This window comes from Mycobacterium sp. 852013-50091_SCH5140682 (assembly GCF_001665685.1).
Classification (GTDB): Bacteria; Actinomycetota; Actinomycetes; order Mycobacteriales; family Mycobacteriaceae; genus Mycobacterium.
Window position 1 is genome coordinate 1 of the sequence record NZ_LZTB01000002.1, and the last position, 11790, is coordinate 11790.

Annotated in this window: 12 protein-coding genes; 9 read left to right on the top strand and 3 right to left on the bottom strand. The window is 68.3% G+C overall.

Going from position 1 to position 11790, the window contains the following annotated elements:
- The 9 genes from A5784_RS00010 to A5784_RS00050 all read left to right on the top strand — a co-directional run.
- On the top strand, positions 1-1341 hold a 1341-nt coding region (locus tag A5784_RS00010), incomplete at its 5' end, for a UDP-glucose dehydrogenase family protein (RefSeq protein WP_064941077.1).
- 38 nt (positions 1342-1379) lie between these two features.
- Complete coding sequence (locus A5784_RS00015; protein ID WP_064941079.1) at positions 1380-2696, top strand: cytochrome P450; 1317 nt, start codon at positions 1380-1382, stop codon at positions 2694-2696.
- 1 nt (position 2697) lies between these two features.
- Complete coding sequence (locus A5784_RS00020) at positions 2698-3450, top strand: maleylpyruvate isomerase family mycothiol-dependent enzyme (RefSeq protein WP_064941081.1); 753 nt, start codon at positions 2698-2700, stop codon at positions 3448-3450.
- Positions 3451-3468: 18 nt separating this feature from the next.
- Positions 3469-3834 (top strand): nuclear transport factor 2 family protein, encoded by a 366-nt coding sequence (locus tag A5784_RS00025; RefSeq protein WP_064941092.1) that lies wholly within the window; start codon positions 3469-3471, stop codon positions 3832-3834.
- A gap of 37 nt (positions 3835-3871) precedes the next feature.
- Complete coding sequence (locus tag A5784_RS00030; protein ID WP_064941083.1) at positions 3872-4882, top strand: AAA family ATPase; 1011 nt, start codon at positions 3872-3874, stop codon at positions 4880-4882.
- A 7-nt stretch (positions 4883-4889) separates the two neighbouring features.
- Positions 4890-5756 (top strand): DUF58 domain-containing protein, encoded by an 867-nt coding sequence (locus A5784_RS00035; RefSeq protein WP_064941085.1) that lies wholly within the window; start codon positions 4890-4892, stop codon positions 5754-5756.
- Complete coding sequence (locus A5784_RS00040; RefSeq protein ID WP_353651893.1) at positions 5740-6216, top strand: hypothetical protein; 477 nt, start codon at positions 5740-5742, stop codon at positions 6214-6216. Before A5784_RS00035 ends, A5784_RS00040 begins: the two co-directional genes overlap by 17 nt.
- Positions 6207-7967: a vWA domain-containing protein gene (locus tag A5784_RS38945; protein ID WP_232005877.1), complete on the top strand. Its 1761-nt coding sequence runs from the start codon at positions 6207-6209 to the stop codon at positions 7965-7967. Before A5784_RS00040 ends, A5784_RS38945 begins: the two co-directional genes overlap by 10 nt.
- Complete coding sequence (locus A5784_RS00050; protein ID WP_064941087.1) at positions 7967-8650, top strand: hypothetical protein; 684 nt, start codon at positions 7967-7969, stop codon at positions 8648-8650. Before A5784_RS38945 ends, A5784_RS00050 begins: the two co-directional genes overlap by 1 nt.
- Here A5784_RS00050 and A5784_RS00055 read toward each other — a convergent pair.
- From A5784_RS00055 to A5784_RS00065, 3 genes are all read right to left on the bottom strand, one after another.
- A complete protein-coding gene (locus A5784_RS00055) occupies positions 8647-9882 on the bottom strand; it encodes a YibE/F family protein (RefSeq protein WP_156750293.1) in 1236 nt (411 codons plus the stop codon). The two genes, A5784_RS00050 and A5784_RS00055, sit on opposite strands and share 4 nt — an antisense overlap.
- Positions 9883-9932: 50 nt before the next feature.
- On the bottom strand, positions 9933-11207 hold the full coding sequence (locus A5784_RS00060; protein ID WP_064941099.1) for a pyridoxal phosphate-dependent aminotransferase: 1275 nt from the start codon (positions 11205-11207) through the stop codon (positions 9933-9935).
- Between the two features lie 122 nt (positions 11208-11329).
- Entirely contained in the window at positions 11330-11707 is a 378-nt protein-coding gene (locus A5784_RS00065; RefSeq protein WP_064941091.1) for a hypothetical protein, read from the bottom strand.
- Positions 11708-11790 lie beyond the last annotated feature (83 nt).

Below are 11790 nucleotides of genomic sequence, written 5' to 3' on the forward strand. Positions count from 1 at the left end.
GGAACCGGTTACCTCGGCGCCACGCACGCCGCCGGTATGGCCGAGCTCGGCCACGAGGTCATCGGGGTCGACATCGACCCGGGCAAGGTGGCCAAGCTGGCCTCCGGCGACATCCCGTTCTATGAGCCCGGGCTGCGGAAGATGTTGAACGACAACCTGTCCGCCGGACGCCTGCGGTTCACCACCGACTACGAGGAAGCCGCCGACTTCGCCGACGTGCACTTCCTCGGGGTCGGCACCCCGCAGAAGAAGGGCGAATACGGGGCCGATCTGCGCCACGTGCACGCCGTCATCGACAGCCTGGTGCCGCGGTTGCGTCGCCCGGCGGTGATCGTCGGCAAGTCGACCGTTCCGGTGGGCACCGCCGCGGAGCTGTCCAAACGGGCGCGCGACCTCGCTCCCGAAGGCGTCGACGTCGAGGTGGCCTGGAACCCCGAATTCCTGCGCGAGGGCTTCGCCGTGCACGACACCCTGCACCCCGACCGCATTGTTGTTGGGGTGCAAGCGGATTCGGACCCGCACGCGAGGAGGACCGGAGAATCCCGCGCCGAGTCCGCGGTGCGAGAGCTGTACGCACCGCTGCTGGCGGACGGCGTGCCGTTCCTGGTCACCGATCTGCAGACCGCCGAGCTGGTCAAGGTTTCGGCGAATGCCTTCCTGGCCACCAAGATCTCGTTCATCAACGCGATCTCCGAGGTGTGCGAGGCCGCGGGCGCCGATGTCACGCTGCTCGCCGACGCGCTCGGCTACGACCCGCGTATCGGGCGCCGCTTCCTCAACGCGGGGCTCGGTTTCGGCGGGGGCTGCCTGCCCAAGGACATTCGCGCGTTCATGGCCCGTGCCGGTGAGCTCGGCGCCAACCACGCGTTGACGTTCCTGCGGGAAGTCGACAGCATCAACATGCGGCGCCGCACCGCCATGGTCGAGTTGACCACCCGCGCGTGTGGGGGGTCGCTGCTGGGCGCCAACGTCGCTGTGCTGGGTGCTGCGTTCAAGCCCGAATCCGACGACGTGCGCGATTCACCCGCGCTGAACGTGGCCGGCATGCTGCAGCTCAACGGGGCGACCGTGAACGTCTATGACCCCAAGGCGATGGAGAACTCACAGCGGGTCTTTCCCACGCTGAACTACTCGACGTCGGTCATCGAGGCGTGCGAGCGGGCCGACGCGGTGCTGGTGCTGACCGAATGGCAGGAGTTCCTGGATCTGGATCCTGACGCGTTGGCCGGTACCGTGCGCGCGAAAGTCGTTGTCGACGGCCGTAATTGCCTCGACGTGCAGCGATGGCGGCAGGCCGGCTGGCAGGTGCACGCGCTGGGCCGCGCGGCCGTCACTGTTTGACGCTTGTCCAACAATCCCGCCGGTCGTAGGCTCGGGTCATGCGGGAACGGATCCGTTGGTTTGCCCTGCACGGCGTCATACGTGGCCTCTCCGCGATGGGCATGCGCGAGGGAGACCCTCAGGCCAGGCTGATCGCCGATCCACAGGTGCGCGCGGACCCGACGGCCTTCGCCGACGAGATGCGTGTGCGGGGCCCGGTGATCCGCTGCCGCAAGGTGTTGTTGACGTTCGATCACACCGTCGGGCATGAATTGCTGCGGTCTGAGGACTTCCGGGTCAGCAAGCTCGGAGCGAATCTGCCGAAACCGCTGCGGTGGATCGTCGACAAGACCGACACGGGGCTGCTGCACCCGATCGAGCCGCCGTCGCTGCTGTCGATCGAACCGCCCGACCACACCCGCATGCGCAAGCTGGTGTCCTCGGTGTTCACCACCCGCGCAGTGGCCCGGCTGCGCGAACGCGTCGAGGAAACCGCAGCCGAACTGCTTGACGGACTTGGCAAGACCGGCGCACCCACAGATGTCGTCGACCGCTACTGCGCCAAACTGCCCGTCGCGATCATCGGCGACATCCTCGGCGTGCCGGAATCCGACCGCCCCAACATCCTGCATTTCGGTGAGCTCGCCGCACCCAGCCTTGACATCGGCCTGTCGTGGCCGCAGTACCAGCAGGTCAACGAGGGCATAGCCGGCTTCGATCACTGGCTCACCGGCCACCTGCGGCATCTGCGCAGCGATCCGGGCGAGGATCTGATGAGCCAGATCATCGCCGCGTCCGACGGCGGGCAGGCAGGTGAACCGCTCACCGAGCACGAACTGAAAGCGCTGGCCGGGCTGGTGCTGGCGGCCGGTTTCGAGACCACTGTCAACCTGCTCGGCAACGGTATCCGGATGCTGCTGGACCACCCCGAGCATCTGGAGACGCTGGCCGCACGGCCCGAATTGTGGCCCAACACAGTCGAAGAGATCCTGCGGCTCGATTCGCCGGTGCAGATGAGCGCGCGGATGGCCGCGCGCGACACCGTCGTCGCGGGGACCGCCGTACAGGCCGACGAACTCATCGTCATCCACTTGGCCGGCGCCAACCGCGACCCCGCGGTGTTCACCGACCCACACCGGTTCGACATCGAACGCGACAACGCCGGTCGACACCTGTCGTTCTCCGGCGGCAGGCACTTCTGCCTGGGCGCGGCGCTGGCCCGCGCCGAGGGCGAGGTGGGCCTGCGCGCATTCTTCGAACGCTTCCCCGACGCCCGGTTGGCGGGCGGCGGCGTGCGGCGCGACACCCGCGTGCTGCGCGGATGGTCGACTCTGCCGATCGCGCTCGGCACCGCGCGGGCAGCGGTAAGTTCGTAATGTGGACTTCCGAGCCGCTCTGCTCGATCAGACTCGCGCCTTCGGGGAATTGGTTGCCACCGGCGATCCCGAGACGCACATCCCTACCTGCCCGGACTGGACGCTCAAACAGCTCTTCCGCCACGTCGGTCGCGGAAACCGTTGGGCAGCACAGATAATCGCCGACCGAAGAACCAGTTCGCTGGATCCTCGCGAGGTCCGCGACGGCCGCCCGCCCGACGAACCCGCTGCGGCGGTCACCTGGCTCAACGACGGCGCAGAGCTGATCCTCAAAGCCGTCGACCAGGTCGGTACCGACGCGCGGGTATGGACGTTTTTGGGGGCCAAACCCGCAGGCTGGTGGATCCGCCGTCGCCTGCATGAGGTCGCCGTTCACCGCGCCGACGCCGCTCTGGCGCTCGGGGTCGCCTTCGACCTTCCGCCTGATCTGGCCGCCGACGCGATCAGCGAGTGGCTCGACCGGACGTGTGTGGAGGCGACGAAAGCGCACCGCACCCCGCTGCACTCGGGCCAGACACTGCACCTGCACGCCACCGATGACGGGCTCGGCCCGACGGGTGAGTGGACCGCCTACAACGAGGACGGCGAGATCTCGTGGTCGCACGACCACGGAAAAGGCAGCGTCGCGGTGCGCGGTAGCGCCACGAATCTGCTGCTCGCACTGACCCGCCGGGGCACGGCGGCCGACCTCGGGCTGGAAACCTTCGGCGACACCGCCGTCTGGGACCAGTGGCTCGAGCACACTCCGTTCTGAGTGGCGTACGTTTCGTTCATGACCACATCCGAGATCGCGACGGTTCTGGCCTGGCACGACGCGCTCAACGCGCGGGACTTCGGTACCCTGGACCGGCTGTGCAGCGATGACATCGAGTTCGGTGACGCCCGAGGGGCCGCACAAGGCCGCGCTGCGCTGCGGCAATGGGCCCAGGAGCTGGGCGAGACCGTGACCGCCGGGCAGATGTTCGTGCACGACGGCGTGGTGGTCGTCGAGCAGACCATCGCCGACGCCGACGGGGAGACCGAAACCTCTGCCTCCGCGTTCCGGGTGGTGCACGACCACGTCACCTCGGTGTTCCATCACCGCGACCTGGCAGCGGCGCTCGCGGCGACCGACCTGACCGAGAGTGATCTTGTCTAAGGCGTGAGAACAGGCATGTCCGGGTATTTCTCCGGGCATGACGGCACCGCGATTGCACGCTGACCCGCGTGACGCCGCCGAAGCTCAGCGCACCATCGACGCGGTGACATCGGCGTTCACCACGCGCGTCGTCGGCCAGGATCACCTGCGCGAATCGATGCTCGTGTGCCTGCTCGCCGGTGGCCACCTGCTCATCGAAAGTGTTCCTGGCCTCGCGAAAACCACGGCGGCCCGCGTCGTCGCCGAATCCATCGACGGCACCTTCCACCGCATCCAATGCACCCCCGATCTGTTGCCGAGCGACATCATCGGCACCCAGATCTACGACGCGGGAGCCGCGCCGGACGCGGCCTTCAGCATCCGGCTCGGCCCGGTGCACGCCAACATCGTGCTGCTCGACGAGATCAACCGGTCCAGCGCCAAAACCCAGAGCGCCATGCTGGAGGCGATGGAGGAACGCCAGACCACCATCGGCGGCATCGAATACCGGCTGCCCGAACCGTTTTTGGTGATCGCCACCCAGAACCCCATCGACCAGGAGGGCACGTATCCGCTGTCGGAGGCTCAGACCGACCGGTTCATGCTCAAGGACATCGTCGGCTACCCGTCGGTCGAGGACGAGATCGAGATCGTGGCGCGCATGGACGCCGGTCTGTACGCCCGCGACCACCCGTCGGAGGCCGTCGTCACGGTCGACGACATCCGACGCGCGCAACGCATCGTCGCCTCGGTGTACATGGATCGCGGCCTGGTCGAGTACGCCAGCCGGTTGGTGAACGTCACCCGGGAACCGGGCAGGCATCTGCCGGCCAACCTGGCGCGACTGGTCGAGTACGGGGCCAGCCCTCGCGCCACATTGGCGTTCTGCCGAACCGCACGGGCGATGGCAGTGCTGCGGGGGCGTGACCACGTGGTGCCCGACGACGTCGCCCGGCTCGCGCACCGGGTGCTGCGGCACCGGCTGATCCTCGGTTTCGAGGCCGCCAGTGCCCGCGTCACACCCGATGTGGTGGTCGATGCGGTGCTGCGCGCGGTGCGGGTGCCGTGAGGCCGCCATGGGCAAGTACCTCGACTCTGCCAAGGCATACGTCGGCCGCGACGCGGGCGGTCTGCTCGAAGGTGGCCACTACGCGCTGATCCACACGCGCAGTTTGGAATTCGACGAGTTACGGCCCTACGTGCCCGGCGACGACGTCCGCGATATCGACTGGACCGCGACCGCACGCTCCGGGCACACCCTGGTCAAGCGGTTCGTCTCGGAGAAACACCACAAGATCCTGGTCGTCGCCGACAGCGGGCGCAACGCTCGTGCGCTGGCTCCCTCAGGGGAAATGAAATACTCTGTGGCCCTTAACATCATCGGCTCCGTCGGCTTGATGACCCTGCCGCGGTCCGACGAAATCGGCATGGTTCTCGGCGACCGCCGCGGCAGCGTCGACGTCCGGTTGCGGCGCGGGGAGACACACATCGAGAGCATGCTGCACCGCTACCAGCAGCACGCCACGGCCGCCCCTGCGCCCAGCGACATTGTCGTCCAATTGAGCTGGGTGGCAAAGCACTACCGGCATCGGCTACTGATCGTGGTGGTCAGCGACGAACCTGAAATCAGCGACCGGCTCGAAGAGGTACTACGCTCGCTGACCGCGCGTCACGACGTGCTGTGGGCGATGGTCGCCGACATGCCCGCCGTACACCCCGATGCCCAGCACCGGCAGAGCTACGAGATCACCGACGGGCGGCCGATTTTGGACGACTTGGACGACGACGTCGTCGAGGCGTACCGGCGGGCCGAGGCCCACCGGCGCGACCAGCTGTTCGAGTTCCTGACCTTGCACCGGATACCGCACGCGCGGATCACCGGAAGCGCCCGCATCCTGCCTGCCCTCACCACGATGACCGGGGTGTATGCGCGTGCCCGATGACCTGCTCTCGCACTTGATCGGGCCCTCCCCGTACTCGGCGGCGTGGCTGTGGACCGCCGTGGTCCTGGTGTTGGGCCTGCTCGCCTGGTACGCAGCGGTTTTCGCGCTGACCTCGCGGCGCCGGCTGCGGGATCTCCCGGTGCTCGGTGCCGCACGGGACGAGCTGATCCGCCGCCGTGCCGTGCGCGCTGTGCGGTCCATCGGAAACCGCTATCGGGCAGGGGAACTGGAACCCGCGCGGGCCGGCGCGGCGGTCAGCGGTGAGCTGCGCTCCTTCCTGCACGCCGCGACGGGGATGGACGCCGAGTACATGCAGGTCGAATCCATGACCGTCGGCAAGCTCGCCCCGGCGGCACCGATCCTGTTCGAACTCAACGATGTTCAGTTCAATCATCGGTCCGTGGTCGACGTGGGGGCGCTCAGTGAGGCAACCGAGGAGCTGATCCGCGAATGGACCTGACGTGGTGGGTAGCGGTGATGGCCGGATGCCTCGCCCTCGCCGGGTGCGTCGGGCTCGCGGTCCTGCGGCGCCAGCAGGTGTCGCGGGACCAGCTGCGGCCGTTGGCCAATACTCAGCGGCTCACCCGGTTGCCGGAATACCGGCGGACAGCGCGGCGACGCACCCTGACCACCGTGGCCGCGATCGTATTGTTGTTGGTCGCATTCGTGGCATCGGTGTTGGTCGCGGCACGTCCGACGGGCCTGCCGTCCTGGGCCAGGAACGCCCAGAGTTCGGCACCCGAGGACATCATGGTGTGTGTCGGCGGCCCGCAGAACAGCCCCGGGGTGACGGCGACACTGAAGTACTTCGCCGATCGGATCACCACGTTCGGCACCCAACGCATCGGGCTCACCTCGGCGAACCGGCGCATCGTCCCGCTGACTCGCGATTACCAATACGCCGCAGCGCGATTCGCCGACTACGCGCAGCCGCAGGGGAGTCCCTCGCTGGTGGCGCCGGTGGCCTATGCCGACTACGCGTCGAGCGTCGAAGACGTGATGGCGATGTGTCTGACGGGCTTGCCGCCTTTTGATCGCACGGCTGACCAACGGCGTTCGCTGATCTACGTCGGTCCCCAGGACTCATCCGGTGGCCCTGCGTCGTTGTTCACCGCCGACGGCGTGGCCGACTTGGCCCACAAGGCCGGGGTGCAGGTCAATGTCCTCACCGCCGGCGCCGCCACCGGGCCGATGACCGATCTGGCTCACGCCACGGGAGGCCAAGCGTTTTCAGCGGACTCCGATGTGACGGCCCACCTCGACCAGATCCGCAAGCACCCGCCTGCAGCGCCGTCGGGAGCCGGCGCTGCCCGGTCGTCGGAGTCCCCGGAGATTCCGGCCATCGTGGCGCTGTGCGCGGTCGTTGTCCTCATCGCCCTCGTCGTGGTCCGTCGGCGCGGCACCGCCCGGTGGCGATTCGGTCTGATGGCCGGTGCGGCAGTGCTTTTGGCGGTCGCCATCGCTCGACCCGTGATCGGCGGGGCCGCCCCGCCGCCCGTGATCGCAGGTGCTCACGACCCGAGCATCTTCGTGCTGGTCGACCGCTCGGCAGACATGGGCATCTCCGATCGGCAGGGGCGTACCCGCCTGGCGGCGGCGCGCGACGACATCGCGACCTTGATGGACCGCTACCCGAACGCGCGGTTCACTCTCATCTCCTTCGGGTCCCGGGCCGCGCTGAATTGGCCGCTGTCGCAGGATAACTGGAGTCTGAGACCGGTTGTCGACGCCATCACCCCCTACGCGGCGACGCCCGCCCAGGCCGCGCACGCCGACGTCGGCGCCGCCTCGACGGTGCTGCGCTACCAGCTGTTCGGTGCTGTGCAGCAGTATCCTCGGGCACAGAATCTGGTCTTCTATCTCGGGGCCGGGCAACCCGAATCTCAAGAGCCCGCCCGCACATTCGACCCGCCGGCCGGAGCGATCGACGGCGGGGCAGTGTTGGCCTACGATCCGGCCGGCGAGGCAGCGTTGCAGGCCGTTGCCGCACAACTGGGCGTGCCGCTGCTCGCCCGCGGCGGTGGTGAACCACTCACCGGCTGGGCCGAGAAGCCGGGCCATGAGACCCCTGCCACAACCGCTGACGCGACCCGGTTCGAGACGTACTGGATCCTGGCGATCGGTGCGGCGGGCCTCGTCCTGGTCGAGTTGTATCTCGTGCTACGACAGTTCGGCCGCACCCGCATGGTCCCCCCGCAGGAGTCGACGTGATGAGCCGCAAACGGCTGCTGCGATACTCGGCCCCGGCCGTCGCCGTCGTGATTCTCGTTGTCGTCAAATGTCTTTCGGTGGTCATCGCAGGCAATATGGCGGGCTCGCACTTCGCGTCTCACGACGCCGGCGCACTGCACCGCGATGTCGCGACGCTGTCGGTGCTCAATGTGGCGGAACGGGCGAAGGCGCCGTTCGCGGCGGGCGCCCTGGCGGTGCTGCATAACCGCCTCGACGACGCCGACCGGCAATTCTCGGCCGCATTGGCGGCGACCTCCGGCGACGAATCGTGCCCCGCCCGAGTCAATCTCGTCCTGGTCCGCGAGACCATGGGTGATCGATCGATGGCGGCCTTCGACGGTCGCGGCGCGCTCGACCACTATCTCAGCGCACGCCAACTCGTCGAGCAGGCGCCGCCGGGCTGTTTCGCAGGCAACCAGGATCCGGACGAGCCACGGCGGGCAGTGCGTGACCAGAGCGCGGCGCGCCTCGACAGCAAGATCGCCGCAGCGCGGGATGCAGTGCCGCCCCCTCCGCCGGTGCCCGTCGTCCCGCCGGCCGGAGCGCCGCCACCGGCGTCCGGCGCGACACCGGAAAACCCCGACGCCAGGCTGCGACTCGATCCGGGGGCCGGCGACCCGTTCGGCCGACTGCAGCAGATCCTGCGCGACGCGCAGCGCTAACGGTGTGAGTGCCGCTCGGGCGTGGCCAGCACAGCCGCGATGCCCGTCGTCAACGGCACCGACAGGGCCAGCGCGATACCGCCCACCGCGGAGCGGGTGATCTCGATGGCCACGCTCTCACCGGTCAGCACGTCGCCAAGGGACCGGTTGGCCACGCTGAACAACAGCAACAGCGGCAACGCGCTGCCCGCGTAGGCCAGCACCAGGGTGTACACCGTGCTGGCGATGTGGTCGCGGCCCACCCGCATGGCGCCCAGGAAGACCGAGCGTCGGGTGCCGCCGTGCTCGGCCAGCTCGAACACCGTCGAGGCCTGCGTCACCGTCACGTCGTTGAGCACACCGAGCGAGCCGATGATGAACCCGGCCAACAGCAGACCCGTGATCGATACGTTGCCCAGGTACGCCGCGACCTCGTTGTTCTGATCCTCCGACAGGCCCGTCAAGTGCGCCATTTCGATTGCCCCCCACGACAACAACGCGGCGAGCAGCAGGGCGGCCAGGGTGCCCAGCAGCGCCGCGCTGGTCCGCAGGCTCACACCGTGGGCCAGATAGATGACCGCGTACAAGATCGCCGCAGAGGCCACCAGCGAGACCGGGACGGCCGCGGCGCCGTCGCGCAGCGCGGGCAGCAGGAACACGACCAGCACCACGAACGCCACGGCGATGCCGACCAGCGCGCGCAACCCGCGCCAACGGGCCACCGCGACGATGACCACCGCGAACGCCGCCGCCAGCGCCACCAGCGGCCAGGTGCGTTCGAAGTCGAAGAACGCATACGTCGTCGTTCCCGCGTCGTCGACCTGCCGGCTCAGCCGGACGTTGTCGCCGACCGCAAGATGCGGTTGCCCTGGCCCGTTGGTGAACTCCAGCAGGGTGTTGGCGCCCTTGTTGGGGCCCGAATCGATCGCGATGAGGTTCTGCACACACTGGCCGCCGCCGGGCGGGGCAGGCGTCGGGTTGGCGGTGAGCACCCCGCCGGTCGACGGGCTGCCGCAGTCGGCCATGCGACTGGAGAGCACATGCCCGGCCTCGGTGGTCACCGCGCCACCCGCCGCGTTCTGGAAGGGCAGCGGAATGGCGACCTTCTGCTGACTCGGCCACAGCAGGGCCAACCCGGCCAGTACCGCGATACCGATGCCGATCAGCAGACCGACGACGATTTTGGCGGCCAGCGGACCCAGCGGGGCAGGCCCGCCGCTGAGGGAGTGTGAGTGGGAGTGGGAATGCGCCACCCGCACAGGGTAGAGCGCCGAGCTGTCCGGTTACTGCGCCGGATCGGGCCCTACTGCCGGTAGCTGGCCAGGAAGTTACCGAGACGTTCGATGGCCGCGGCGAGATCCCGCGACCACGGCAGGGTGACGATGCGCAGGTGATCCGGTGTGGGCCAATTGAATCCGGTGCCCTGGGTCAGCAGGATCTTCTCCTGCATGAGCAGGTCGAGCACCAGCTGCTCGTCGTCCTGGATGTCATGGACTTCGGGATCCAGCCGCGGGAACGCATACAGCGCTCCAGAGGGCTTCACACAGGACACCCCGGGGATCTCGTTGAGCTTGGACCAGGCGGTGTCGCGCTGCTCGAGCAACCGGCCGCCGGGCAACACCAGATCGTCGATGCTCTGATGGCCGCCGAGTGCCACCTGAATGGCGTGCTGCGCAGGCACATTCGGGCACAACCGCATGTTGGCCAGCAGGCTGATGCCTTCGATGAAGCTGCTCGCGTGCTCCTTGGGGCCGGTGATCACGAGCCAGCCGGACCGGTAGCCTGCGACCCGGTATGCCTTCGACAGCCCGTTGAAGGTCAGCGTCAACACATCCGGCGCCACCGAAGCCATCGAGATGTGCTTGGCGTCGTCGTAGAGGATCTTGTCGTAGATCTCGTCGGCCAGCAGCATCAGCTGATGCTTGCGCGCCAAATCCGCGATCTGCGTGAGGGTTTCGCGGCTGTATACCGCGCCCGTCGGGTTGTTCGGGTTGATCACGACGATCGCCTTCGTGCGATCGGTGATCTTGGACTCCAGATCGGCGACGTCGGGATTCCAGCCCTGCGTCTCGTCGCAGAGGTAGTGCACGGGCGTGCCGCCGGCCAGCGAGGTCGACGCGGTCCACAGCGGATAGTCCGGCGTGGGGATCAGCACCTGATCGCCGTTGTCGAGCAGGGCCTGCAGGGTCATGGTGATCAGCTCGGAGACACCATTGCCCAGGAAGACGTCGTCGACGTCGAAGCGGGGGAACCCCTCGACCAGTTCGTAGCGCGTGAACACCGCGCGGCGGGCGCTGAGGATGCCCTTGGAGTCGGAGTAGCCTTGCGCGTACGGCAGCGCCTGGATGATGTCGCGCATGATCACGTCGGGAGCCTCGAAGCCGAACGGCGCCGGGTTGCCGATGTTCAGCTTGAGGATGCGATGGCCTTCAGCTTCCAGCCGGGAGGCGTGCTCGTGTACCGGCCCGCGAATCTCGTACAGGACATCCTGCAGCTTCGTCGATTGGGCGAACACACGTGGCTTCGGGTGGTGCCCGGTACCCTGCCACGGCAGCTGATGGGTAGTCACGTTCACCATGGTCTCACCGTCGTCCACTTGTTTTGCAATTTGCGGTCTATGCCACAGAAACGCCAGTGGCCAGTCATGACACACAGTTCACGGCGAACCTGTGTCATAACTGGCCACTGGGCGGTACTGATTTAGCGCTTGCCGGGGCGCCGGGCTCCCGGCTTGATGCCCAGGCCCACCACCGGGGGCTCGGGCTTGGCCGGCTCTGCCGGCTCCGCCGGCGCGGCGGGGGCGGCAGGCGCGGCCGGTGCGGCCGGTGCGGCTGCCGGAGCAGCAGGCGCGGCGTTGTTCTTCGGCGCGGCCTTCTTGGCGCCGGGACGACGCGCGCCCGCGGCGATGCCGAGACCCACCACCGGCGGTTCCGGCTTGGCCGGGGCCGCGGCTGCCGGAGCAGCCTCAGCCGGAGCAGCTTCAGCCGGAGCAGCCTGCGCGGCCGGAGCCGGAGCGGCGGCAGCGGTCTTCTTGGCTCCCGGACGCTTGGCGCCGGCGGCCAGACCCAGCCCCTTCACCGGCGCGGCGGGTGCCGCGGGTGCCTCGGCCGCGGGTGCCGCGGACGCTGTCTCTTATACACATCTCCGAGCCCACGAGACTA

Bases quoted from the DNA above. Each gene is read 5' to 3' on its own strand.
- A5784_RS00015 (WP_064941079.1), top strand. From the start codon at position 1,380: ATGCGGGAACGGATCCGTTGGTTTGCCCTGCACGGCGTCATACGTGGC.
- A5784_RS00025 (WP_064941092.1), top strand. From the start codon at position 3,469: ATGACCACATCCGAGATCGCGACGGTTCTGGCCTGGCACGACGCGCTC.
- A5784_RS00030 (WP_064941083.1), top strand. From the start codon at position 3,872: ATGACGGCACCGCGATTGCACGCTGACCCGCGTGACGCCGCCGAAGCT.
- A5784_RS00035 (WP_064941085.1), top strand. From the start codon at position 4,890: ATGGGCAAGTACCTCGACTCTGCCAAGGCATACGTCGGCCGCGACGCG.
- A5784_RS00040 (WP_353651893.1), top strand. From the start codon at position 5,740: ATGCGCGTGCCCGATGACCTGCTCTCGCACTTGATCGGGCCCTCCCCG.
- A5784_RS38945 (WP_232005877.1), top strand. From the start codon at position 6,207: ATGGACCTGACGTGGTGGGTAGCGGTGATGGCCGGATGCCTCGCCCTC.
- A5784_RS00050 (WP_064941087.1), top strand. From the start codon at position 7,967: ATGAGCCGCAAACGGCTGCTGCGATACTCGGCCCCGGCCGTCGCCGTC.
- A5784_RS00060 (WP_064941099.1), bottom strand. From the start codon at position 11,207: ATGGTGAACGTGACTACCCATCAGCTGCCGTGGCAGGGTACCGGGCAC.